We start from the raw sequence: 26,421 nt of genomic DNA on the forward strand, positions 1-26,421 counted from the left end.
TTTACATTATAAATTTACAGAGTTAGGTGATAATCGAAAAATTTTTTCGATAAAATACTACATTAGCATAAATTAAACCATTGCTAAGGAGGGGACAGATGTTAACGATTAGTTTATGTATGATTGTTAGAAATGCACAATGTACGATTGAAAGATGCTTAGATTCGGTTCAGCACCTCGTGGATGAGATTAATATTATTGATACTGGTTCAACTGATCGTACAAAAGAGATTGTTCAAAATTTTACCTCTCGAATTTATGACTTTTCCTGGTGTAATCATTTTGCCAAAGCACGAAATTTTTCATTTCAGCAGGCAACAAAAGACTATATTTTATGGCTTGATGCTGATGATATTATGACAAAGGAAAATCAGCACAAGTTCAGCCAACTAAAGCAAACATTATTTCCTTCTATTGATGCTGTAACAATGGACTATTATTTGACGCTTGATTGTGATGGGGAAGTGGAGTGTAGTGAACGAAAGTTTCGTCTAGTAAAAAGGGCGAATCATTTTCAATGGGAGGGTGCTGTTCATGAGAATTTAAAGGTGTCAGGGCAGCTCTTTCATAGTGATATAGCTGTCACACATTTACCGTTAACGAAAGATATTCATCGCAATATAAATATTTATGAGGGATTAATAAAGAATGGACATTCTCTTTCAGCAATTGAGAAATTTCATTATGCCAATGAACTAAAATTGCATCACCGTTACCTAGAAGCTATTAATCAATACAACCTATTTTTGGATAGCAACTTAGGCACTACAGATAATCGCATTGAGGCTTGTTTACATCTAGGGGAATGCTATAGACGTTTACATGATGATCAACAAGCACAGCAAGCTGTTTTGCAATCTTTCTTACATGATCGACCAAAGCCAGAAGCATGTTGCCGAATGGGCCAATTTTTTATGGAGCAATTAAAACATAAAGAGGCTATTTACTGGTACTCTCAAGCCTTGCAACAAGCTCCTGCCGATACAATGACTATCCAAAAGCGTGCTTATTCAACATGGATTCCTCATTTACAATTAAGCCTTTTATACAGGGAGTTACGGTTATTTGAAAATGCCTATCAGCATAATCTAGAGGCACAAAAATGGAAACCGAATCATCAGGAAATAATCAATAATGGGAAATATTTACTTAGTCAATTAAAGATATAAATCTTTCTTATGGAAAAGGTACATCAATAAACAAGACATAAATAGCTTGGCCAATTAACACAGAGACACCTACAACAACCGTCATAAAAATTACATTACGTGGCCTAAAATTTTTTGCTTCCATTAAAAACCTCCCTCGATATAGAATATTCAGTCAATTCAAGATATGTTTAGATGGGGTGAGTATGCATAATAAAAGAGCAAATTCACATATAGAGTGAATTTGCCCTTTTAATTAATCGAACTTTAACCCCTTCAATGCTTCAGCAAGTGCATTGTTCACAGGCTCCTCGTTGTTTTGCTGCTTTAAGTACTTTTGTACGGAGCGCTTGTCGACCTTGCCTCCGCCTTCTTTTTTACGTCTTGCTTCAAAGGCTGATAATTTTTCGCGATAGCCACATTTACAAACGAAAATTTGACCATCACCTTCTCCGCGAAGCTCTAATTTTTTATGACATTGTGGACAACGTGCATTTGTGGTACGTGAGACATTTTTCCGATGACCACATTCGCGATCTTGGCAGACAAGCATTTTTCCTTTCTTGCCATTCACTTCAAGCATTGGTTTACCGCAATCAGGACATGTTTTGGTAGAGATATTATCATGCTTATACTTTTTGTCACTACCCTTAATCTCTGTAACAATTTCCTTTGTGTAATTTTTCATCTCGCTAATAAATACATCTTTTTTTAGCTTGCCCTTTGCAATAAGTTCAAGCTTTTGCTCCCAATCTGCTGTCAGGGCAGGGGATTTTAATTCCTCTGGCACTAGGTCGAGTAGTTGACGACCTTTGGAGGTAATATAAATATCTTTGCCACCACGCTTTTCTATTAAGAAGGAATTGAAAAGCTTTTCAATAATATCTGCACGTGTAGCGACTGTGCCAAGACCGCCCGTAGATTTTAATGTATCGGCTAATTTTTTATCATTCGTTGCCATATACTTTGTTGGGTTTTCCATGGCTGATAAAAGAGTAGCTTCATTAAATCGAGCAGGTGGCTTTGTTTGACCAGAAGTTTGGGCAATAAGCTTTACTTTTAATATATCGCCCTTATCAATGCGTGGTAGTATTTGTTCCTTTACGTCATCTGTTGTGTCCTCATCATCAAAGCGATGCTCATAAACTTCCTTCCAGCCAGATGATAAAATCGTTTTTCCACGAGCAATAAAGCTTTCATCGCCAATTTTTGCACGCAGTGTTAGTTGTTCATATTCAAAAGCAGGCAGTAGAACAGCTAGGAAACGCTTTACAACAAGATCATAAATTTTACGTTCCTTATCTGTGAAAGCTGAATAATTTACATAGCCCTCTGTTGGAATAATCGCATGATGATCTGATACTTTACTATCATCGACAAAGGCCTTTGTTGGCTTGATTGGTTTAGTAAGCAGTTTATTGGCGATGGAGCGATATTCACCAATACCACAGGCCTTTAAGCGTTCTGGTAGTGTAGCAACGATATCCTGTGAAATAAAGCGAGAATCCGTACGTGGATAAGTTAACACTTTATGTTGCTCATAGAGTTTTTGCATGATATTCAATGTTTCTTTCGCTGAGTAGCCGAAGATTTTATTGGCATCTCGCTGCAATTCAGTTAAATCATAAAGACCAGGTGCAAATGATTTTTTAGGTTTCTTTTCAATGTCCGCAACGATGGCATTGTTATTTCCTATTTTTTTCACCAGTGTATTGATTTTATCTTTATCAAAGCTACGACTATTACCATTTTGGTCTTGCCATGTAAGCTTTAAGTTATCAGTTGTTTGCGCTTCAATACCATAATAAGTTTGTGCCTTAAAGTTTTTAATTTCATCTTCACGTGCAGCAATTATTGCTACTGTTGGTGTTTGTACACGTCCGCAATTCAACTGTGCGTTAAAGCGGGTAGTTAAAGCACGAGTAGCATTAAGCCCGATATACCAATCTGCCTCTGAGCGAGCTACAGCAGAGGCATAGAGATTATCATATGCATTGCCTGGCTTTAGATTGGCAAACCCATCTTTTATTGCCTTATCTGTAACAGAGGAAATCCATAAGCGTTTCAAAGGCTTTTTAATTTTCACTTTATCAAGTATCCAGCGTGCTACTAATTCACCTTCACGTCCAGCATCTGTAGCAATGATGATTTCATTAACATCATTACGTGTAAGCTGACTTTTGACTGCATTAAATTGCTTTCCAGTTTGCTTTATAACCGTTAATTTTAAGCGTTCAGGTAACATGGGGAGATCTTCAAGATTCCATGTTTTATATTTCACATCATAGCTTTCTGGGTCAGCCAGTGTTACAAGATGTCCAAGCGCCCAAGTCACAATATATTTATCTCCTTCAAGGAAGCCATTTCCTTTTTTATTACACTTCAGCACACGTGCAATATCACGTGCTACAGAAGGTTTTTCAGCAATTACTACGCTCTTTGCCATTGTTAACACCCTTTCATAGTTCCATGGTTTTAAATATAGCATAGGTTGAGTGGGTTCGCAGTTTAACTGAAGCGAATTTATTAAATGTCGGAGGATGATTTAGGCAGGTAACAGTTAAGAAAGTATAAATTTCAGAAAAAATATTGAATTCTGAAAATTATTATGTTAGTCTAGTTTACATGAAAATGAAGTAACGGCTTCATAGTATAAATAAAAAAAGGATGAGCTTCTTTTATGAGAGATCAAACAATTCAGCAAATGATTCAAGAGAAATATCAAGAGTTGTCTAAAAGTCAACAAAAGGTAGCTACATTCATATTAAAAAATTTACAGACAGTAGGAATCCACTCTGCTTCATATGTAGGGGAAAAGGCCGGAGTAAGTGAAACGACAGTTATCCGTTTTTGTTACGCATTAGGCTTATCTGGTTATGCACAATTGCAACGTCAGGTAACCATGCATTTATTTAATGAAGGGAATGCAAGTAGTTTGCAGAATTATTTGCAATCGAAGCAAGCTCTTTTTGAAAATCCACGTTTTTATGTAAAGACGATGGAAAAGGATGCATCTCGCATTTTAAATATGGCTAAAAACATTAACGAGGAAGACTTTAATCGAGCTTCAGTATTGCTCCATGAGAAGAAAAAAATATATATTGCAGGGAATGGCTCTTCCCATTTAGCTGCACAGTGGCTTCATTTTACATTAAATCTTTTGCGACCGAATGTTGTTTTATTAAATTTTGAAACAAGTGAGGTCATACGTGCTATTCAAGAGATTGATGAAAATAGTGTAGTAATTATTTTATCATTCCACCGTTACTTTAAAGAGCCGATCCAATTTGCAGCCGAATTACAAGAAAAAAAATGTGAGATTATTGGCATAACCGATTCTCAAATTGCACCTATTACTCAATATGCAACTATCACCTTTGTGAATGAACAACAACAAGAAGTTTCAACAATTGATGCTATGCCAGCACTCATAGCATTTTTAAATACACTAATAGCAGGAATGACTGCTCAAGATCATGACTATTATGAAAATCAGCGCGTAAAATATGACGATTTTCAAAATAGCTTTTTAGCAAACCGATGGAGTTGACTAATATGAACCAAATTTTACAAGAGTTACAGCCACTTCTTACAGATATTTTTAAACATTTACATGAACATCCAGAAGTTAGTTGGCAAGAGCACAATACAACTCAATATATAGCAAATTTATTAAGAGAGGCCCAAATGGAGCCACACCTTTTTGAAGATATGACAGGACTTTATGTTGATATAGGGGATGGAACACCTAGAGTAGGGTTCCGCACTGATATAGATGCACTTTGGCAGGAGGTTAATGGTGTCTTTCAAGCTAACCATTCTTGTGGACATGATGGTCATATGACGATGGCTATTGGAACTGCATTGCTGTTAAAGGACATGGAGCATTTACTGTCAGGTGCTGTACGCATACTATTTCAGCCTGCTGAGGAAAAGGCCCAAGGAGCACGCGCATTTGTCGAAAAAGGTATTATAGATGATTTAGATTATTTATTTGGTGTTCATGTTCGCCCATTAAAGGAATTACAGGATGGGTCATATGCGCCAGCGTTATACCACGGAGCAGCAAAGCTTTTTACAGGGACCATTATTGGGGAAGAGGCACATGGCTCACGACCAGAACTTGGCGTTAATGCAATTGAGGTTGGAGCAGCTATTGTCGAAGGTCTTCAAAAAATTTGGACTGATCCAACTATCTCTGCCTCTGTCAAAATGACACAGTTTAATGCGGGAGGCACCTCTACAAATATTATTCCTGGTAAAGCAACCTTTAGCATTGATGCAAGGGCCCAAACAAATGAAGTGATGCAGGTAATCACAGAGGGGGTGGAGCGTGTAAAAGCCTCTGTTGAAGCGATGTATGGTGCCAAGATTACCTTACAGGTAGATGCTCATATAGTGGCAGCATTGGTGAATGATGAAGCCTTACAACATATGAAGGCAGCTATTATTGATGTAGTTGGGGAAAAGGCTTGCGCTCCATCAGTTGTTACACCAGGAGGGGAGGATTTTCATTTTTATACCTATGAACGTCCGAAGCTTAAAGCTACAATGCTTGGATTAGGCTGTGGGGTTACTCCTGGCTTACATCATCCGCAAATGACCTTTAATCAAGACCGGCTGTTAGTAGGAGTAAATATTATTACAAGGGCTATTTTGAGAGCATTATAAAGATATAGAAAGAAGAGATAGCTATGATAGAGATAAGAGAAATCAAAACAATAGAACAACTTGAGCAGGTTCAGCAATTAGAGTTGAATGTATGGGGAATGTCTGCTATTCCTCTTCATCAAACGCTGACAGCAGTGAAAAATGGGGGCATCGTTGTAGGTGCCTATCAAGAAGATAAATTAGTCGGATTTAGTTATGGTTTTGCGGGTTTTCGAGAAGGAAAAAGCTATCTATGCTCTCATATGCTAGGGATTGATGAAAAATATCGATCACTAGGCATAGGAGAAAAGTTAAAGTACGAACAGCGAGCTATTGCTATTGAACGTGGCTATGACTTAATGGTATGGACATTTGACCCTCTTGAAACCCGAAATGCTTATCTTAATTTATCTAAATTAAAGGGTATTTGCTATACCTATATAGAAAATTGCTACGGTGAAATGCAGGATGGTTTCAATAAAGGGCTACCCTCTGATCGATTTGAGGTGAGCTGGCATTTAACTTCAGATTATGTGGTGAACGACATTACAATAGAAGTAGCGGATGCAAAACCAGTGGCAAGCTGTGAACTTACAAAGCAGGGCTTATTATGTTTAAAAATGACTGAAAATTTTGAATTTGTAGAAGAGTTGTATACGCTACCTGTTCCTAAGGACTTTCAAGCCTTAAAAGCACAAAATCCTAGCTTAGCATTGGATTGGCGTTTCAAAACAAGAACTATACTAAAGCAACTATTTTCAGCAGGGTATGCAGCAATTTCACTGCAACAACGAGAATGCTATAACGAATATGTTTTAGTGAAAAAAGCAGCTTTAAATTTGGAAGGAGCATTTTAATATGAAAATTACAGAAATCACAATACGACAATTGAAGATGAAATTAAAAGCACCGTTTACAACAAGCTTTGGCACGTTTGATGAGAGGGACTTTTTAGTCCTCGAGGCAAAAGATGAGACAGGCTTAATTGGTTGGGGAGAATCAGTTGCCTTTCATTCACCTTGGTACAATGAAGAAACACTTCAAACAAACTGGCATATGCTTGAAGACTTCCTCATTCCTCTTATTTTAAATAAAGAGATTCATCACCCCGATGAAGTGAGTCAATTATTTGAGCCGATTCGCAAAAATAATATGGCGAAATCGACGATAGAAGGAGCTATTTGGGATATATATGCACAGCAAACTGGCCAATCCCTAGCAACAGCACTTGGTGGTAAAAAGGATAAAATTGAAGTAGGTATTAGTATCGGCATACAAAATTCAATCGAGGAGTTAGTTACATTAGTTGACGGCTATGTAAAGGAAGGCTATAAGCGCATGAAAATCAAAATAAAACCGGGCTGGGATATAGAGGTTATGCGTACATTAAGGGAAACATTTCCTGATGTAGCCTTTATGGCGGATGCCAATTCAGCCTATCGTCTAGAGGATACTGAGACATTGAAACAACTTGATGCATTTAACTTAACAATGATTGAGCAACCATTGGCTTCAGATGACATTATCGACCATGCTTTATTACAAAAATTAATGGAAACACCAATTTGTTTGGACGAAAGTATCCATTCGTTAGAAGATGCACGAAAGGCTATAGAACTAGGGAGCACCAAAATTATAAACATAAAAATTGGTCGTGTTGGTGGCCTAACAGAAGCAAAAAAAATACATGATTATTGTGAGACACATAACATCCCAGTATGGTGCGGCGGCATGTTGGAATCTGGTATTGGTCGTGCGCACAATGTAGCCTTAACAACGTTGTCAAATTTTATATTACCGGGAGATACTGCTGGCTCTAATCGATATTGGGAAAAGGATATTATCGAACCAGAAGTAGTTGTAAAAGATGGTTATATTGAAGTACCACAACAAGTAGGAATTGGTTATGAAATAAATAGGGAAACGGTAAATTCCTTCACAGTCGCACAGAAAACATATCAATAAATAGACTTAAATTTCTTATATTAGAATAGTAGGTGGGCTATGAAAAAAAGTTGGCAGATAGGTGGAGCATTTGTAGGCTTAATTGTTGGAGCAGGGTTTGCATCGGGTCAGGAAATAATGCAGTACTTTACTAGCTTTGGCTTGTACAGTATGGTAGGTGCCATTGTTGCTACCCTTGCCTTCGCATTTTTAGGAATGAGTTTAGCTCAATTAGGAACAGATTTACAAACAACATCACATAAAGAGGTGATCTATCATATAGGAGGGCGATATGTTGGCATTATTTTAGATATCGTTATCACGTTTTTCTTATTTGGCGTTGCTGTTGTCATGTTTGCTGGATCAGGCTCAACATTTCATCAGATGTTTGGCATCAATCCAGTAGTTGGTAGTATTTTTATGGTTGTTATAACTATACTAACCTTACTATTAAATGTTAATAATATTATTAATTTAATAGCATTGGTTACCCCTTATTTAATGGGTATCATTTTTATTATTTTGATTTATTCTATCTTTACGATGGATATATCTATTGCAGAGCAAAATACTTTAGCGAAAGCACAATCATCTGCAGCATCTAATTGGTTAATGGGAGCGTTACTTTATGTTTCCTATAATATCGCTGCTGGTGCAGCAATGTTAATTGTAATGGGTGGAACAGTAAAGGACCGCAAAGTTGCTGGCAGAGGTGGACTACTTGGCGGTTTAATGCTTGGTATCTTAATTGTATTAATCAATATAGCCATGTTTGCTAAAATAAATGTTATTGATGGAGTAGCAATGCCAACATTAGAATTAGCAAAACAAATTCACCCTATAGTAGGTGTCTTAATGTCTATTGCTTTATTAGGCATGATGTACAATACTGCGGTGGGGATGTTCTATTCATTTACAGTTCGATTTATTGCGCCAGACCATCAATATTTTAAAGTAGCTATTGTAGTTATAGGATTAATAGGTTTTGCTGCAAGCCTAGTAGGATTTACTACATTAGTTGGTAAAGTCTATTCAACAATGGGCTACTTAGGTTTCGCCTTAATTGTTGCTGTTATTATTTCGTGGCTACGTAAACTACCAAAAACTTTATAAAGTAAAAATTTCCCTTTTGTGAACGTAAGGGAAATTTTTTTGTTTTTTGTGATGAAAGCAAGATATATATCATACAGTTAATTTGTGTTTGCGAAATCTGTCCATGCTGTTTTAAGTAAAAATTATGCTCGAAACTATAGAAAAAAGCTATTCGGTGCTAGACACCAATTTTTGAGAATGTTATATTTGTATTGTCATAGTATTTTTATAATTAGGAAAAAATAGAATACTTTATGGGTTTAATGGTTTTTCCTGATTATAAGGAGTGATGAAGTATAGAGCTAGATGAAGGATGATAGGGCCTATGGTAAAGAAAACGTTAAAACAAAGAATTGTAGACGCTTCAGTTGAATTGTTTCAACAAGATGGTTATCACAATGTAACCGTGGATCGTATTGTGGAATATATTGGGGCATCAAAGGGTGGATTTTATCATAATTTTAAATCAAAAGATGAACTGTTGTATGAAATTCATGATGTCTTTATTTCATATGTCATTCAACAATCGCAAGCTGCATATGACAAATTCGATACACCCATCACACGTTTGTGTGCCATGCTGCAAACACTGACACAAGTATTTGATATGTATCAAGCACATATTACGATTTTTTATGAAGAAAGTCGTTCACTCTCAGATGAATATAGTGACATCATCCATAAAAAGCGAGATCACTATCGTGATATTTTACAAAGAGTGATAGCAGAGGGTCAGGAAGCAAAGGTTTTTCGTACCGAATTACCTTGTACAATTGTAACAATGGCAATTGTCGGGATGATTAACTGGACGTACAAATGGTTTAAGCAATCAGGACCATTAACGATGGAGCAAATCACAGATGTTTTTACCGATATGGTATTACGGGCAATTGTGACAGAGCAAGCCATGGGAGAAGCGAAGCAATTTATAATAAAGGGGTAGCCAGTAGGAAACACTGGTTTTATTATTTGTTTTTACAAACCGACTAGTCGGTATTTCACTGTAAGCAATTGTTCTTGAGCTACATCTACTATGGCAAATTCAACAATAGGGGGATTAGGGATGAATTTTGAATTAACAAAAGAGCAAGAAATGATTCGAGACATGGTGCGTGATTTTGCTGAGAAGGAGATTAAACCGTATGCTCGTGAGGTTGATGAGACATCAACAATGAGAATAGAGAGCTTTAAGAAAATGGCAGAACTAGGCTTATTGGGTATCCCGTTTCCTGAGGAATATGGTGGATCAGGTGGTGATACGGTGTCCTACGCTTTAGCTGTAGAGGAGATTGGTCGAGCATGTGGGGGCACAGGGTTAAGCTATGCAGCTGCTGTTAGCTTAGGAGCCTCACCAATTTACAACTTCGGCACAGAGGAGCAAAAGCAAGAGTGGCTAGTTCCATTAGCTAAGGGTGAGACATTAGGATCATTCGGTTTAACAGAGCCAAATGCAGGTTCAGATGCAGGGGGCACACGTACTACAGCTGTTATTGATGGTGATGACTACATTATTAATGGAGAGAAATGCTGGATCACTAATGCAGGATATGCTCGACAAATTATTGTAACGGCGGTAACAGGTAAACGTGAGGATGGTAAAAAGATTATTTCTTCTATTATTGTGCCAACAAACACACCAGGCGTAACAATCAACTGTAATTATGACAAAATGGGTGTACGTGGCTCCAATACATGTGAAATTGTGTTAGAAAATGTCCGTGTCCCAAGAACAAATCTATTAGGGGATGAAAAACGTGGCTTTAGCCAGTTTTTAAATACATTGGATGGTGGTCGTATTTCCATCGCTGCTCTTTCTGTTGGAATTGCCCAGGCTGCTTATGAAAAGGCACTAAAATTCGCGAAGGAACGTGAGCAATTTGGTGCACCTATTTCGAAGCTACAAGCGATCCAATTTAAATTAGCGGATATGGCGATGGAAATAGAGCTTGCTCGTACGCTAGTACATAAAGCGGCATGGTTAAAAGATCAAAAGAAGCCATTTGGCAAAGAAGCTGCGATGGCTAAACTATTTGCTTCTGAAATGGGCTTCCGTACATGTAATCAAGCAATCCAAATTCATGGTGGTTCTGGATATATGAAAGAATATGATGTAGAACGTCATTTACGTGACATTAAATTAATGGAAATCGGTGAAGGAACATCTGAAATTCAACGTCTTGTTATTTCTCGTCTAATTGGCTGTTAATCATCATCAGTTAAGTTAAATAGCATAAATAAGGGGGATCTTCATGGCAGAACTTGTGTATCAAACTATTGGTCAATTGCTAGATGAACAATCAAAAAAGTACCCGCAGAATGAAGCATTAGTCTATGCTGACAGAAATTTACGCATGACTTATGAACAGCTAAATCGTCAAGCACGATACGTAGCGAGAGGTTTAATGGCTCTAGGAATTGAAAAGGGAGACCATATCGCAGTATGGACGACGAATGTTCCTGAGTGGGTACAGCTTCAATTTGGTACAGGGAAGATGGGTGCTCCAATTGTAACGGTAAATACGAATTACCGTGCGAGTGAGTTGGAGTATTTATTGAAGCAATCTGATGCTAAAACGATTTTTTTAATTGAAAATTATCGAGACCATTCTTTTATCAATACACTGCAAGAGTTATGTCCAGAGCTTGAACATTGTGAACCAGGTAATTTGCAATCAAAGCGACTACCTTTATTAAAAAATGTTATTTTAATCGGTGAAACCAAATACCCCGGCGTACTTAATTGGTCAGACGTTTTAACTGCTGCCGAGCAAGTAACCGAGGAACAGTTAGATCAGAGAGAGCAGTCTCTTCATTATGATGATGTCATTAATATTCAATATACTTCTGGTACAACAGGCTTTCCTAAGGGAGTCATGCTAACGCATTTTAACTTAGTCAACAATGCTGTTAACATTGCAGAATGTATGCGTTTAACGGCAGAGGATCGTCTATGTATCCCAGTCCCTTTCTTCCATTGCTTTGGTTGTGTCATAGGAACATTAGCCATTACAACAAGTGGTGGAACAATGGTACCAGTACAGGAGTTCTCACCTGAAGAGGTACTAAGAACCGTTCAACAAGAGAAATGCACTGCATTACATGGCGTGCCAACGATGTTCATTAGTGAACTGAATTTATCGAATTTTGCATCTTTCGATCTTTCAACTTTACGTACAGGAGTCATGGCAGGATCAAACTGTCCAATTGAGGTTATGAAAGCGGTCATTGAGAAGATGGGCATGAAAGATATAACAATATGCTACGGTCAAACAGAATCATCACCTGTTATTACACAGACAAGAACGGATGACCCGCTAGTGTTAAAGGTGGAGACGGTTGGCCGCGCTTTACCTAACCTAGAAGTAAAGATTGTTGTTCCTGGAACTACCGAGGAAGCTCCGACAAATGAACAGGGAGAGCTGTGTACAAGGGGCTATCATGTGATGAAGGGCTATTATAAAAACCAGGAGGAAACAGATCTGGCGATTGACGAGGATGGTTGGTTGCATACAGGTGATTTAGCAACGATGGATGAAGCAGGTTATGTTCGTGTAACAGGTCGTTTAAAGGATATGATTATCCGTGGTGGCGAAAACCTATATCCTCGTGAAATTGAGGAGTTCCTTTATACACATCCGAAAATTTCAGATGTTCAGGTTGCAGGTGTCCCTGATCCTGTTTATGGCGAGGAGGCGGCAGCTTGGATTGTTTTAAAAGAAGGAGAGCAGGCCACAACGGAAGAAATCCGAGATTATTGTCGGGATAAAATTTCAAGACATAAAATTCCACGACATATTTTCTTTATTGATAACTATCCAATGACTGCATCTGGAAAAGTTCAAAAATATAAATTACGAGAAGATTTCGTTATGACCGTAAAGTAAGGAGGGGCAGTGAATATGTTCAACAAGGTATTAATTGCAAATCGTGGGGAGATTGCTAGACGTGTGATCAGAACATGCAAGCGCCTAAATATTCATACGGTTGCTATCTATTCAGAGGCAGATGCTGAAAGCTTACATGTGAAAGATGCAGATGAGGCTTTCTGTGTAGGGAAGTCACCTGTTGCACAGAGCTATTTAAACATCGACCGCATTCTTGAAATTGCACTAGAAAGTGGGGCAGAGGCTATTCATCCTGGCTATGGTTTACTATCAGAGAATGCAAATTTTGCGAAACGTTGTACAGAGGCAGGTTTAGTGTTTATCGGGCCAAGTGCTGATGTGATCGCTTCAATGGGCAGTAAATTAGAGGCTCGTAAAACAATGAAAGCTGCTAGTGTACCGATTGTAGAGGGTGTAGAAGCGCCAGTGAAGGATGTAGAAGAAGCCACTGCCATAGCGGAGCGTTTAGGCTATCCAATTATGTTAAAGGCATCGGCAGGCGGAGGCGGTATCGGTATGCAGCTAGTTGAAAATGCTGAGGAACTAGCCAAAGCTTTCGAGGGCAATCAAAAGCGTGCACAATCATTCTTTGGTGATGGCACGATGTATATGGAGCGATTCATTGCTAACCCTCACCATGTCGAAGTGCAAATTATTGCTGATCATCAAGGTAATGTCGTTCCATTATTTGAACGAGAATGCTCTATTCAACGAAGAAATCAAAAAGTAGTAGAAGAAGCACCATCACCGTTTATCTCACAAGAGACAAGAGAAAAAATGCTAGAAGCGTCAGTTAAGGCGGCGAAGCATATTGGTTATGTCAATGCTGGAACAATCGAATACTTGGTTGATGAAGATCAAAACTTTTATTTTTTAGAAATGAATACAAGACTACAGGTAGAGCATCCCGTTACGGAGGAAATTACGAAGCTTGATTTAGTAGAAGAGCAATTAAAAATTGCGGCAAAACAACCTCTTACGTTTACTAGAGAAAGTATTACTAAAGAAGGGCACGCAATTGAAGTACGCATATACGCTGAAAATCCTTCGACATTTTTCCCGTCTCCAGGTACCATTACGACTCTTGAATTACCGACAGGTGAAGGCATTCGACATGAGTGTGGTGTAGAGTCTGGTTCAGTGGTAACACCATTCTATGATCCAATGATTAGTAAATTGGTGGTGTGGGGGGAAACAAGAGAAATTGCCTGTGAAAGATTAGCACAAGCGCTAAAGGCGTATAAAGTGGAGGGGATTCAAACGAATATCCCGATGCTGTTAAAAACCGTCACACATGAGCAATTTTTAAAAGGCTATACGACGACAAAATTTGTAGAGCAATATTATTTACCGCAATTAGCAGAAACAAAATAACAATTATCATGTATTCGTGCTTCTATAGAGGGACGAATACATGATAAAAAATAGGAGTGAATGATTATGGCAACAGTAAAAGCAAGCATGGCAGGGACAGTATGGAAAATCGTCGTAACAGAGGGCGAGAAAGTGACAGCAGGTCAAGATGTAGCTATTTTAGAATCGATGAAAATGGAAATTCCAATTGCAGCAGAAGAGGATGGCGTAGTGACGAAAATCATTGCCAATGAGGGAGACTTCATTAACGTTGATGATGATATTTTAGAAATTGAATAAGAGGAGGCTTGTTTATGCAGCTACCTAAGCAAGTCGCAATCAAAGAAGTTGGTCCCCGTGATGGCTTACAAAATGAAAAAACGCATATTTCAACAGCTGATAAAGTGCAATTAGTAAATTTATTAGGTCAAACAGGATTAAATTATATTGAAGTGACATCTTTTGTGCATCCCAAATGGATTCCTCAATTGGCAGATGCAGTCGAGGTTCTGCAAGCCATTAAAAGACATAAGGATATTACCTATGCGGCACTTGTACCCAATATGAGGGGCTTAGAACGCGCATTACAGGCTGAAGTAGATGAAGTAAGTATTTTTATGTCTGCTAGTGAAAGCCATAACCAAAGTAATATTAATAAAACCATAGAAGATACATTTCCCATATTAGAGGAAGTTGTAGTAGGAGCTCAGGCTGCAAAAAAACATGTTCGAGGTTATATCTCAACGGTTATTGGTTGTCCCTATGAGGGGTATATACACCCTGACAAGGTATTACGAGTAACGGAAAAATTATTGGAGATGGGTGTGACTGAAATATCGCTTGGTGACACAATTGGTGTTGGTGTACCGACGCAGGTTGAGTTTCTTTTAGAGGAATTGCTAAAAAGGTATCCTGCTGAAAAATTTGCCATGCATTTTCATGATACACGTGGGACAGCATTAGCCAATATTATGAAATCCTTAGAGATGGGTATTACCAAGTTTGATAGTGCGCTTGGTGGGCTAGGGGGCTGCCCATATGCGAAAGGTGCCTCAGGTAATGTAGCCACAGAAGATTTATTGTATTTATTCGATGAGATGGGCATTGAAACAGGCGTAGATCGACAAAAGGTGCTAGAGGCAGCACTCTTTATTGAAGAGAAGTTAGGCAAAGCGGTTGCATCAAAGCAAATGGCTATTGTCCGCAATGAAAGGAGTGCAAATCAAGGATGACACAACTCGTTCGATTTGAATTACTAGAGGGTAGTATTGGACTTATTACTCTTTCAAGACCAGAAGCTGCTAACGCTATGTCGGTTCAATTACTGCATGAGCTGTCTGCCACACTTGATCAAATCAATGGTGATCCAGCAGTGCGTGTAGTCCTTCTAACAGGTGCAGGCGAAAAGGCATTTTGTGCAGGTGCTGATTTAAAGGAACGTAAAGGAATGTCTGATCGACAAGTGAAGCAGATCGTGCAGCTGATTGGTGCCACTGTGGCAAAAGTTGAAACGCTTGCACAGCCTGTCATTGCTGTCTTAAATGGTGTTGCCTTTGGTGGAGGCTTGGAGTTGGCACTAGCTTGTGATTTACGAATTGCGGCTACACATGTAAAGCTTGGCTTAACAGAAACATCACTCGGTATTATTCCAGGAGCTGGGGGAACACAGCGGCTTCCACGTCTAATTGGTCTTGGTAAAGCAAAGGAATTAATTTATACAGCACGTAGGCTCAGTGCTAAAGAAGCTGAAAATTATGGCATTATCGAGTATGTTTATGAAGGACATGAGGTATTAGATAAGGCACAACAGCTTGCACTGGAAATGGCAAAAAATGCACCACTCTCTCTAGTGCAGGCCAAAGTTGCGATCAATCAAGGTGTTGAGGTAGATTTAGCTACCGGTTTAAAAATTGAATCACTTGCATATAGTGCACTGATCCCAACAGAAGACCGATTAGAGGGCTTACTTGCCTTCCAAGAGAAGCGAGCGCCACAATATTCAGGGAAATAAAACGCCAAGAAATAATTTTGGTGTAATCGATTGGGCAAAGGGAGGAAATAAACATGAGCAATATCTCGACAGAAAATACACCACCTACAATGAAAGATAAAATTTTAGCAGGTGGATTACCAAAATATCATGACAAAAATGCACAACAAGGCAAGCTATTTGTACGTGAGCGTCTTGAACTATTACTTGATGATGGTCTTCAATCAGAGGATGGACTCTATGCGAACTGTTTAGCAGGGGATTTACCAGCAGATGGCGTTATCACTGGTATTGGTAAAATCCATGGTCGCACAGTTTGTGTGCTAGCGAACGATTCAACGATTAAAGCTGGTTCTTGGGGAAAACGCACGGTTGAAAAAATGATTCGCATTCAAGAAACCGCTGAAAAGTTGAATTGTCCATTACTTTATTTAGTGGATTCAGCGGGTGCGCGTATTACAGATCAGCTTGAAATGTTCCCAGGGCGCCGAGGTGCAGGGCGCATTTTCTACAATCAAGTCAAACTGTCAGGAAAAGTTCCGCAAATTTGCTTATTATTTGGTCCTTCCGCAGCGGGTGGCGCCTATATTCCTGCATTTTGCGATATTGTGGTGATGGTAGAAGGGAATGCTTCTATGTATTTAGGATCTCCTCGAATGGCCGAAATGGTTATCGGTGAAAAAGTAGATTTAGAAACAATGGGTGGCGCAAAAATGCACTGTTCTGTTTCTGGTTGTGGAGATGTGCTTGTTAAATCCGAACAGGAGGCTATTACTTATGCGCGCAAATATTTAGGATATTTCCCGAATAACTATGCAGAGCGTAGCAATGTAGAGGCTCCTAAACCACCAGCTTCATTTGATAAATCTATTGAAGAATTAATTCCTCAAAATCAAAATGTACCATTTGATATGTATAAGCTAATTGATCGTATTATTGATGAAGATTCGTTTTGTGAGGTTAAGAAATTATTTGCACCAGAATTAATTACAGGCCTTGCACGAATTAATGGACAATCCGTTGGGATCATCGCTAACCAACCACGTGTTAAGGGAGGCGTGCTATTCCACGATTCTGCTGATAAAGCGGCGAAATTTATTTCACTTTGTGATGCATTCAATATCCCACTGTTATTCCTAGCAGACGTTCCAGGCTTTATGATTGGTACTCAGGTAGAAAAAGCAGGAATCATCCGTCATGGTGCTAAAATGATTTTTGCCATGAGTGAGGCAACTGTTCCTAAGCTAACGGTCATTGTGCGTAAAGCGTATGGTGCAGGATTATATGCAATGGCTGGCCCTGCGTTTGAACCAGACTGCTGTATTGCCTTATCAAATGCACAAATTGCCGTAATGGGACCAGAAGCTGCTGTCAATGCCGTCTATGCCAATAAAATTGCAGAACTTCCAAAAGAAGAGCAAGCAAGCTTCATTGCCGAGAAACGTAAAGAATATCAAGAGGAAATTGATGTGTATCGCTTAGCTTCAGAGCTTATCATTGATGATGTGATTGAGCCTAATGAGCTGCGTAAGGTACTAGAAAATCGCTTAGAACTTTATATGTCAAAATACTTATTATTCTCACAACGTAAGCATGGGGTAAACCCAGTTTAAACATACTTATTATAAGGCTGTCTCTGCTGGTAGGAGACAGCCTTTTTGGATGATAATTTTTTCAGCTACTTGCAAGCTATAGTTGAGCATATTAAAATATGGGAAGGAATAAAAGGGAAGTGGGTGTTAAGCTTGTCTAAAAACAACATAGCGGATGTTCAAAATAATGCCAAGCTCCCATTACCATATCGGGATGTCATTGATACATATCATTTGCCGCTAAAGATCGCAGGTTGGATTTTATTTAGTATCTATTCATTTATGGCTTTTTATAAATTGGTTATTGATCGCTTAGTAGATGTAGTCGTCATTTTATTAAGGGGAGATTATTCTATAGGTGACTTAGGATTGTTTGATTATAGTAGCTGGCGATTAACTACTAATTTTATTCCCTTCGAGACGATTCTCCGTTATATAAACTACTCTCAATATTTTAATTGGGAAATTATAATCGTTAACTTACTTGGCAACTTATTAATTTTTACTCCCATGGGCTTTTTACTGCCATTGCTATCGAAGAAATTCCGAAAAGCGTGGGTTATTATTTGTTTAGGCTTTATTTCTAGTCTTGCTGTCGAAACCGTTCAATTTATTTTTACCGTTGGTTCTGCGGATATTGATGATTTAATTTTGAATACAATTGGTGCATGGCTTGGTTACTTAGCCTATAAAGGGATATTGATTAGACCCAAAAAATAAGAAAAGCAGTCCAGTATGAAGGGCTGTTTTTTTACGTTGATTAACACTATTTGTGTAGTGTATATGGTAATAAATTTTATTGAAAAGGGTATGGAGCTAATAAATGAATATGAAAACATTAATTAGATGAGATTCTTTATACCTATTTTTGAAAATAATTAGTATCTCTTTAGGAGGTTAGTAGTAATTAGTGCTTGAATTTAATAGTGAAAATTCCGATAATGAGTGTACAGAAACTTATAAAATGGTATAGATAGAGTGTGAGGAAGAATGTTCATATCTATTAACTTATTAGCATATGTAGATAGAAGGGCGAGGTGAAAACTATGAAAATATCAAATTTAATGGAACAAGAAAGAATTTCATCCCAGCATAATCGTAAAAAAATACTTCAGCGTAAAGAGGCAGGAGATGCCTATAGAAAAAATGCGATGTATTTTCAGCCAAAGAAAAACCCATTATTGATTGAACTTGAAAATTTATTATTAGGACGTACTGACCAAGATTTGTATGACCAGCAGCAAGAAGAGTCAAAAGAAGTAACTCCTCAGCAGAAAGCCATTATGGAAGATTTACAGCAAACAGAAAAGAGTGTACGGGCACATGAGCAAACCTATAAAGTAGGAATGAATGATAACGCTGATCCCTCGAATATATCCGATTCAGAACTAGGTGACACACTACACATTTTAGAGCAGGTACGTAATGCAGCATTGACATCAGCAGAGCCTTCTCCTCAAGATTTACGTGTGGCGCAAAGCGTTGATGCTCAAATACAGCATATGTTAAATAATTCAAATGTTGACGAGGTTGCCACAAATGAAAGCGAACCATCTTTTGTACGTGACATCATTGAAGTGAAGGTTCCTGAACGTTACTCGAAGGAATTGAAATTGGACCCATTTGCAGATACAATTTTCGGTAAGAACTATGAGACTGCATTCAAGTTAAGAGCATTTAAACAGGCATCGGAAAGATATGCGGCTCACGTTCAAATGACGAAAAATGGCTATCGTCCAGACAAGGATTCTATGTTCTCTTTGATAGCCTGATGCTGTAGATAGGAGATTGTTGACATGGCAAAGGCAAAGCACGCGAAAACGAATGCGATTCGTTTATTAGAACAACAAAAAATTCATTTTGATGTGATGGAATATGAAACAGGGGACGGTCAAGTTGATGGTGTTTCTGTAGCTGAGAAAATAGGACAGCCTGTTGCTAGGGTATTTAAAACATTAGTAGCAAAAGCAAGTGCACAAAGGTTATTTGTATTTGTTATTCCAGTGGCTGAAGAGCTGGACTTAAAAGCAGCCGCGAAGGTAGTTGGGGAAAAGAAAATTGAAATGTTAGCGGTAAAAGATCTACTTAGCCATACTGGTTATGTTCGTGGTGGATGTTCACCAGTAGGGATGAAGAAGTTATATCCAACGGTCATCGATGTATCTGCTCAAGAACAAGGTAGTATAATCGTTAGTGCTGGGAAAATTGGTATGCAAATTCATGTACAAATAGATGATTTGAAGAATATAACAAAGGCACAACTTGCCTCAATTACAACTACCCATGAGTGAGAGAATGGGTAGTTTTTTATGTGGTAAGATAAACGGTTTAGTTTAAGCACTATAGCTTAATTTTGGTTGAAAGTATGATAAAGTAATAGCAATATTATTCATAGAGAGAAGGATAAGGAATGCGTAGAATAATGGGGTGGCGTTGGACCTTTTTTATTGGTGGCTTAATGGTGATGTCACTTGGAATCACGATGTCGATAAAGGGGAAAATCGTTGGCACAAGCCCATGGGATGTTTTACATGTAGGTCTCTTTCAAAATTTTGGGTTAAGTATCGGCACATGGTCTATTGTAACAGGACTCTTTATAGTTGCTTCAACATCCATTGTATTACGTCAATGGCCAAAGATAGGTACTTGGCTCAATATGCTGCTAATCGGCTCGTTCATTGATGTATTTAACTGGCTGTTGCCCTCAACGGATGTATATGGCTTACAAATTACATATTTTATAATTGGTTTATTTGTTTTGAGCTTTGGCTGTGGGATGTATATTGCACCGAATATGGGCGCAGGACCAAGGGATACCTTAATGATGATACTTGTTGAAAAATTTGGCGGATCTATTAAGACAGCAAGAATGGGAATTGAAGTACTTGTAACCATTGTTGGCTGGCTTCTAGGAGGACCAGTTGGAGTAGGGACGGTATTGATCGCCTTAACCTCAGGCTATATTGTGCAATATTCATTACCGTATTGTCGTAAAATATTGATGAAATGTATTGGAAATATGGAGGGCATGAAGCCATTCTATTAAACCAAGAAGCTACTTAGATCTGTAAAGGATAGAAGTAGCTTTTCATTTTTTTTAGCGTTCTTTCATATAATGCAGGGCATAAGCTAAAGGAGGAACGACATTTGAACGGAAATGTAACGTATTATTTTGGACACGCATTGACTGGCCAAGGTGTGAAGCATTTATATAAAGAAATGATGGAAGAGGCGTCTCTCGTTTATTTTTTGCAAGGGCCTGCCACATTTAAAGGTTCAGAACTGTTAAAAGAACTAGGATACTTCTATGTGAAACAGGGCTTTGCTGTCGAGTGGTTTAAGCATGCTTTATTAGAGGAGGTTGTTGAGGCCGTTTATATAAAAGGCTGTAACAGACTTTTTGTATGGGCATCTGAGTGGAATATCGAGCCAACTTTACTCGGTACAAAGCATCGTGTCATGTCTTTCTATGAATGCTTAGAAGACATACAGCTTAAAAAGGTTGGAGAACAGCTTGCAGAGGCGATGCAAGAGCGTGCAACATGGCGTGAAAAATGCATAGCGAAACTGGATCAAGCAATCAAGCTACATGATGACTGGGAGGTTATCACACAAAGCTGTATGAACTGGCAGGCATTAAATGAACAGGTGGAAAATTTAAAGTCGGAAGTGTTCCAATCTATTATTCTGAATAAAACAGGTATGCGGACACATCGTTTACTGGGAACGCTAACTCCTAGAGGTGCGGAAAATACAGTGGATAGTATCACCAAAAGTATCACGACTCGCTTCATGATTAAAGGTAAGCCAGGTACAGGCAAATCTTCACTAATGAAAAGCTTAGCCGATGAAGCAAATGCAAGAGGGCTTGATGCACAAATTGTTTGGTGTGGCTTAGATGCGGAATCTGTAGATATGGTCATTATCCCAGAGCTTAATTTCTGTATTTTTGATAGCACAGAGCCTCATATCTTTGATCCAGAGGATGGTAGGTTAGGGGATAAGATATTTGATATTGGTCAACATTGTGCGCTGTCAGAGGAAGCAGAAACTGCGATCGAGGCAGTGCGAGCACAATACAAAGAAGCTATACAGGATGCGATGGGCCATTCCAAACGATATGCAGAAGCTGAATATACCGTTCGTCGTTTATTAGATAATTGTCTATCGGCTTCTTTATGGCGCGAAAAAACAGCGCCACTATTCGAAAGATTAACAAAGTAATGTAGCTAATGGCTTGCATGTGCTAAACTAGGAGCGAGAACAGTTTTCCTAGGAAAGGATGATACGCTTGTCAAAAGTATTGAATGCATTTTTAGATGAAAACCTACAAGCCTTACATGAACAAGGCTTATACAATGAAATCGATCCAGTAGAGGGAGCAAATGGCCCAATTATTCAGGTCCGTGGCAAAAATCTTGTTAACTTATCCTCTAACAACTATCTTGGTTTAGCAACAAATGAAGAATTAAAGCGTATTGCCAAAGAGACAATTGATAAATACGGTGTTGGAGCAGGTGCTGTTCGTACAATCAACGGGACACTTGACTTGCACGTAAAATTAGAAGAAAAGCTTGCTGAATTTAAAGGAACAGAAGCGGCTATTTCTTATCAATCTGGATTTAATTGTAATATGGCAGCTATTTCGGCTGTAATGGATAAAAATGATGCCATTCTATCTGATCAATTAAACCATGCCTCTATTATTGATGGATGTCGCTTATCAAAGGCAAAAATCATCGCGTTTAATCACTCTGATATGGAGGATTTACGTGCAAAGGCAAAGGCAGCAAAGGAATCAGGTTTATACAATAAAATCATGGTTATCACAGATGGTGTCTTCTCAATGGATGGTGATATTGCTAAATTACCTGAAATTGTGGAAATAGCTAAAGAGTTTGATTTAATCACGTATGTGGATGATGCACATGGTTCGGGTGTAACAGGTAAAGGAAAAGGAACTGTGAAGCATTTTGGATTAGAAAAAGAAATTGATTTCCAAATTGGTACATTATCAAAAGCCATTGGTGTAGTAGGTGGCTATGTAGCAGGTAAGAAAAATTTAATTGATTGGCTAAAAGTTCGCTCACGCCCATTCCTATTCTCAACAGCATTACCACCAGGTGATGTAGCCGCTATTACAGCAGCCGTGCAAATGCTGATTGATTCAACAGAGCTACACGATAAACTGTGGGATAATGGTAATTATTTAAAAGCGGGGCTTGAGAAGCTTGGCTTTAATATTGGTGCGTCTGAGACACCAATTACACCATGCATCATTGGGGATGAAAAATTAACACAGGAATTTTCAAAACGTTTATTTGAAGAAGGCGTTTATGCAAAATCAATTGTCTTCCCAACAGTTCCAAAAGGTACAGGTCGCGTTCGGAATATGCCAACAGCGGCACATACAAAAGAAATGCTTGATGATGCAATTGCGATTTACGAGAAGGTTGGTCGTGAATTAGGCGTTATTCAATAAGAAAAAGGCTTCCTCATGAATGGGGAAGCCTTTTTTGCATGATAGAAAAGAAAAAGTGAAGGATAGAATCAAAAAAGTGACCGATAGAAGCTTAAATCTAACTGATAGGGCGATCTAAAAATAGACAATCACTTTATTTTGACCCAATTATTTTGCCTGCTTTGAGCTGTTGAATAGCTTGATCAGAAATATTTAATGCCTGTAAAATTTCTTCATTATGTTGTCCTAAAGTGGGTGCTGCACTTGTTAGCTGTCCAGGTGTTTGTGAAAACTTAGCTGGGAAGCCCAATGTTCTCATTGGTCCAGCAGTCGGATGCTCATAGGACAGTACCATGCCACGCTCTAGTATATGAGGGTCATTCAATGTTTGGTCATAAGAATAGATTGGACTAGATGGTACACCATGCTTATCTAATAGTTCGAGCCAGTAGATAGCCTTATGCTTAATTAGCTCGCTTTCAATTTCTGCTTCCAGCTCCCTCACATGTTGGGCACGTGAATAGTTGGTAGCAAAGAGAGGATTGTCTAACCAATCAGGTCGATTGACAACCTTTGCCGCAAAAATCTCCCATAGCTTTTGATTGCCAGCACCTACTAGAATATAGTCATCCTGTGTTTTGAAACCTTGATAGGGCGCAGACACACGATGGGCGGTTCCTGTTCGCTCAGGTAACTCACCCTTTCCGAAGTAAGCAGCGGCCTCCCAAACAGTCCACGCAAGACCTGACTCCACTAAGGACACATCAATATATTGACCTTCACCACTACGAAGCTTATAAATATAGGCCATTAAAATCGATTGTAAGGCTGTTTGTGCAGCAGCAATATCATTCACCGCAAAGCCAACTTTTACAGGTCGTCCATCTGCTTCACCTGTCATATGCATTAAGCCACTCAGACCCTGAGCCATAATATCATAGCCACCCTTTTGACTATAAGGACCTGTTTGACCATAACCGGAAATAGAGCAGTAAATTAGGCCAGGATTGATGGCTTTTAATGTGTCATAATCAATACCAAGCTTTTTCGTGACACCTGGTCGATAATTTTCCACAAGTACATCAACAGATTGAATCAATTCTTTAAATAAAGTCAGTCCTTCAGTCGTTTTTAAATTGATGCAGACACCTTTTTTATTACGATTAACCATCATATACATATGACTTTCTTCATTAACGAATGGACCCATTGTACGGGTATCGTCTCCATTTGGGTATTTTTCAATTTTGATAACTTCTGCACCCATATCTGCTAATACCATGGTGCAATAGGGACCTGCTAAGACTTGTGATAAATCGATAACCTTTAATCCTTGTAATGCTTGTTTCATTTACCCTCAGTCCCATCCTGTTTGACTAATGTGATGTTGCGTAATCCTTTGACAGAGGTAGCACCGGCTAATGCGATAGAAACCTTTAATTCATCATAAAGATTGGTCATCACCTTTTCGACACCTTGTTGTCCCTCAAGGGCTAGTCCATAGACGAAAGGACGTCCAATTGCAACTGCATTCGCTCCTAAAGCAAGTGCTTTTAAGGCATCCATGCCACGATATACACCACTATCTAATATAATAGGAATTTGTCCATTCACAACTTTCACAATAGCAGGAAGGGCATCAAGTGAACCAATTACACCATCTAATTGACGGCCACCATGGTTTGATACAATAATGCCATCAATACCATTGTCGATAGCATGCTTTGCATCTTCAGGATGTAAAATTCCCTTCAATAATATAGGAAGGTTGGTATGTTTTTTTAGCTCTCGAACATGCTCCCAATTAAGTGTTGGGTGGAAGACATTTTGCAAGACACCTTGTACGTAGGACTCGAATGAATCATCAGGTAAAGTGGCTGTAAAAACGGGATCATTCATATAATTTCCTCTTGCATAGCCTAGCTTCAATGGTGAAAATTGATTGCGTACATCTTCTTCACGCCAGCCTAGCATTACGGTGTCGACAGTTAAAACGATCGCTTCAAATCCAGCTTCCTCCGCACGTGCAGCCATGCTAAAAGCAATTTCTTCATTAGTAGACCAATATAATTGAAACCATTTTGTTGCAGAAGGCGCAGCTTGAGCAACTTCTTCAAGAGCAAAAGTGGACACAGTGCTTTGTATATAAGGGATATTTAAAAACTGGGCGGCACGTGCAACGGCAAGCTCACCTTCATCGTGAACCATTCCGTTCATGCCCACAGGAGCAAAAAGCAAAGGAGTTGGATATGTTTTACCAAACAAATGAACCGATGTATCAACGTTTGACACATCATTTAAAAATCGGGGAACAATGGAATACTTCTCAAAAGCTGCACGATTATTGCGCAGTGTTTGTTCACCGCCAGCACCTGAACGGATGTAGCCAAAAGGGCCAGCTTCGATTTTTTCCGCTACGGCCTTTTCTAAATCTGCAAAGCAAATGGGGAAGGGGGCTTGTGCAGTTATATTTTTTAAGAGTAGATCGCCATCAGTTATGTTTGTCATCGTTACTACCTCACTTATTTATTGAAAATAGGCTTTCTTTTATTTAAAAAGGCTTGAATACCTTCGTTATAATCGTCTGAACTAAATGAATCCAAAACTAACTGTGCCAGCTCATCGTTTTCTTCAATTTCACCATCAACAATTGCTTGGATAATTTTTTTGATGCCTGCGTTTGCAATGGATGATTTACTTAATAAATGTTCAGCGAATTGCAATGTCGCCTCATCAATTTCCTCTGGTTCGTGTAGGGCCGTGATTAAACCAATATTTTTTCCTTCTTCAGCTGTAAAAATAGTAGCTGTGTACAAAATTTCCTTTGCCTTAGCGACACCAACAATATTGATGAGACGTTTCGTGCTTTCTAAATTATAGACAATACCTATGTTTGCAGCGGTAATGCCTAGCTTACTCTTAGGCGTTGCTATTCTAAAATCACAAGCATTTGCTAACTCTAAGCCACCACCAATTGCTAAGCCCTGAATCATAGCAATTGTCGGGTGTGGAAATTTATAGAGAGCATCGATCGCCTTTAGAGCCAATTCATTATAGGCTTTAGCATTGTCTGTAGCATAACGAACATCTAAAAACTCGCTAATATCTGCACCGGAAGAAAAGGCTACTTCATTGACACCGCGAACAATTAAAAGTTTGATGGAAGAATCTATCCGGAGCAGCTCTAGTTGGTCTACTATGGCTTGAAACATTGCCCTTGATAAAGAATTCCGTTTATCCGGGCGGTTTAATACTAACGTTGCAATATAGCCATTTTTCTCTACATAAATTTCGTTTGTCATCTTCA

Annotated in this window: 24 protein-coding genes; 20 read left to right on the top strand and 4 right to left on the bottom strand. The window is 38.7% G+C overall.

Features of this window, described 5'->3' with window-relative positions; translation table 11 throughout:
- Window positions 1-98: 98 nt before the first annotated feature.
- The gene (locus tag VK91_RS13050) at window positions 99-1,169 is read left to right on the top strand and encodes a glycosyltransferase family 2 protein (RefSeq protein ID WP_048393338.1); all 1,071 of its coding nucleotides are present in this window, start codon (window positions 99-101) and stop codon (window positions 1,167-1,169) included.
- Window positions 1,170-1,404: 235 nt separating this feature from the next.
- On the opposite strand, the gene VK91_RS13055 is transcribed toward VK91_RS13050, so the two are convergent.
- On the bottom strand, window positions 1,405-3,594 hold the full coding sequence (locus VK91_RS13055) for a DNA topoisomerase III (RefSeq protein ID WP_048393340.1): 2,190 nt from the start codon (window positions 3,592-3,594) through the stop codon (window positions 1,405-1,407).
- 234 nt (window positions 3,595-3,828) lie between these two features.
- On the opposite strand from VK91_RS13055, the gene VK91_RS13060 reads away from it, so the two are divergent.
- The 19 genes from VK91_RS13060 to VK91_RS13150 all read left to right on the top strand — a co-directional run bounded on the left by VK91_RS13060 (window position 3,829) and on the right by VK91_RS13150 (window position 23,135).
- Window positions 3,829-4,698 (top strand): MurR/RpiR family transcriptional regulator, encoded by an 870-nt coding sequence (locus VK91_RS13060; protein ID WP_004225544.1) that lies wholly within the window; start codon window positions 3,829-3,831, stop codon window positions 4,696-4,698.
- Window positions 4,699-4,703: 5 nt separating this feature from the next.
- Window positions 4,704-5,819, top strand: a complete 1,116-nt coding sequence (locus VK91_RS13065; protein ID WP_048393341.1) for a M20 peptidase aminoacylase family protein — start codon at window positions 4,704-4,706, stop codon at window positions 5,817-5,819.
- Window positions 5,820-5,842: 23 nt separating this feature from the next.
- Window positions 5,843-6,655, top strand: coding sequence for a GNAT family N-acetyltransferase (locus VK91_RS13070; protein ID WP_048393343.1), 813 nt, complete (start codon window positions 5,843-5,845; stop codon window positions 6,653-6,655).
- 1 nt (window position 6,656) lies between these two features.
- Entirely contained in the window at window positions 6,657-7,763 is a 1,107-nt protein-coding gene (menC, locus tag VK91_RS13075) for an o-succinylbenzoate synthase (protein WP_048393345.1), read from the top strand.
- A 39-nt stretch (window positions 7,764-7,802) separates the two neighbouring features.
- Window positions 7,803-8,855, top strand: coding sequence for a membrane protein (locus VK91_RS13080; protein ID WP_004225538.1), 1,053 nt, complete (start codon window positions 7,803-7,805; stop codon window positions 8,853-8,855).
- Between the two features lie 304 nt (window positions 8,856-9,159).
- Window positions 9,160-9,777 (top strand): TetR/AcrR family transcriptional regulator, encoded by a 618-nt coding sequence (locus VK91_RS13085; protein WP_036078131.1) that lies wholly within the window; start codon window positions 9,160-9,162, stop codon window positions 9,775-9,777.
- Window positions 9,778-9,897: 120 nt separating this feature from the next.
- Complete coding sequence (locus VK91_RS13090) at window positions 9,898-11,040, top strand: acyl-CoA dehydrogenase (RefSeq protein WP_036078132.1); 1,143 nt, start codon at window positions 9,898-9,900, stop codon at window positions 11,038-11,040.
- Window positions 11,041-11,083: 43 nt separating this feature from the next.
- Window positions 11,084-12,718, top strand: a complete 1,635-nt coding sequence (locus VK91_RS13095; protein WP_048393347.1) for an AMP-binding protein — start codon at window positions 11,084-11,086, stop codon at window positions 12,716-12,718.
- Window positions 12,719-12,733: 15 nt separating this feature from the next.
- Window positions 12,734-14,092, top strand: coding sequence for an acetyl/propionyl/methylcrotonyl-CoA carboxylase subunit alpha (locus tag VK91_RS13100; protein WP_048393349.1), 1,359 nt, complete (start codon window positions 12,734-12,736; stop codon window positions 14,090-14,092).
- Window positions 14,093-14,158: 66 nt separating this feature from the next.
- Entirely contained in the window at window positions 14,159-14,371 is a 213-nt protein-coding gene (locus VK91_RS13105) for an acetyl-CoA carboxylase biotin carboxyl carrier protein subunit (protein ID WP_004225532.1), read from the top strand.
- A gap of 14 nt (window positions 14,372-14,385) precedes the next feature.
- Window positions 14,386-15,303, top strand: a complete 918-nt coding sequence (locus VK91_RS13110; RefSeq protein WP_048393351.1) for a hydroxymethylglutaryl-CoA lyase — start codon at window positions 14,386-14,388, stop codon at window positions 15,301-15,303.
- Window positions 15,300-16,082, top strand: a complete 783-nt coding sequence (locus tag VK91_RS13115; RefSeq protein WP_048393353.1) for an enoyl-CoA hydratase — start codon at window positions 15,300-15,302, stop codon at window positions 16,080-16,082. Before VK91_RS13110 ends, VK91_RS13115 begins: the two co-directional genes overlap by 4 nt.
- A gap of 53 nt (window positions 16,083-16,135) precedes the next feature.
- Entirely contained in the window at window positions 16,136-17,674 is a 1,539-nt protein-coding gene (locus VK91_RS13120) for an acyl-CoA carboxylase subunit beta (protein WP_048393355.1), read from the top strand.
- A gap of 45 nt (window positions 17,675-17,719) precedes the next feature.
- Complete coding sequence (locus tag VK91_RS13125; RefSeq protein ID WP_048393357.1) at window positions 17,720-18,373, top strand: VanZ family protein; 654 nt, start codon at window positions 17,720-17,722, stop codon at window positions 18,371-18,373.
- Between the two features lie 326 nt (window positions 18,374-18,699).
- Window positions 18,700-19,425, top strand: coding sequence for a hypothetical protein (locus VK91_RS13130; RefSeq protein WP_048393358.1), 726 nt, complete (start codon window positions 18,700-18,702; stop codon window positions 19,423-19,425).
- A gap of 24 nt (window positions 19,426-19,449) precedes the next feature.
- Window positions 19,450-19,944, top strand: a complete 495-nt coding sequence (gene ybaK / locus VK91_RS13135) for a Cys-tRNA(Pro) deacylase (RefSeq protein ID WP_009371630.1) — start codon at window positions 19,450-19,452, stop codon at window positions 19,942-19,944.
- Between the two features lie 119 nt (window positions 19,945-20,063).
- A complete protein-coding gene (locus VK91_RS13140) occupies window positions 20,064-20,699 on the top strand; it encodes a YitT family protein (RefSeq protein WP_009371629.1) in 636 nt (211 codons plus the stop codon).
- Between the two features lie 101 nt (window positions 20,700-20,800).
- Window positions 20,801-21,877, top strand: coding sequence for a nucleotide kinase (locus VK91_RS13145; protein ID WP_048393360.1), 1,077 nt, complete (start codon window positions 20,801-20,803; stop codon window positions 21,875-21,877).
- 58 nt (window positions 21,878-21,935) lie between these two features.
- On the top strand, window positions 21,936-23,135 hold the full coding sequence (locus VK91_RS13150; RefSeq protein WP_016992223.1) for a glycine C-acetyltransferase: 1,200 nt from the start codon (window positions 21,936-21,938) through the stop codon (window positions 23,133-23,135).
- A gap of 133 nt (window positions 23,136-23,268) precedes the next feature.
- Here the strand turns inward: VK91_RS13150 and VK91_RS13155 are convergent, their stop codons facing one another.
- Genes VK91_RS13155 through VK91_RS13165 form a run of 3 tightly spaced genes read right to left on the bottom strand, consistent with a single transcriptional unit; the run spans window position 23,269 to window position 26,416 of the window.
- The gene (locus VK91_RS13155; RefSeq protein WP_048393363.1) at window positions 23,269-24,465 is read right to left on the bottom strand and encodes a CaiB/BaiF CoA-transferase family protein; all 1,197 of its coding nucleotides are present in this window, start codon (window positions 24,463-24,465) and stop codon (window positions 23,269-23,271) included.
- Window positions 24,462-25,622 carry an alpha-hydroxy acid oxidase gene (locus tag VK91_RS13160; RefSeq protein WP_048393366.1) on the bottom strand — a complete coding sequence of 387 codons (1,161 nt, stop codon included), beginning with the start codon at window positions 25,620-25,622 and terminating at the stop codon, window positions 24,462-24,464. The genes VK91_RS13155 and VK91_RS13160 overlap by 4 nt, the downstream gene beginning before the upstream one ends.
- A gap of 14 nt (window positions 25,623-25,636) precedes the next feature.
- Window positions 25,637-26,416, bottom strand: a complete 780-nt coding sequence (locus VK91_RS13165; RefSeq protein ID WP_048393368.1) for an enoyl-CoA hydratase/isomerase family protein — start codon at window positions 26,414-26,416, stop codon at window positions 25,637-25,639.
- Window positions 26,417-26,421 lie beyond the last annotated feature (5 nt).

Source organism: Lysinibacillus sp. LK3 (assembly GCF_001043675.1).
Lineage (GTDB): Bacteria > Bacillota > Bacilli > Bacillales_A > Planococcaceae > Lysinibacillus > Lysinibacillus capsici.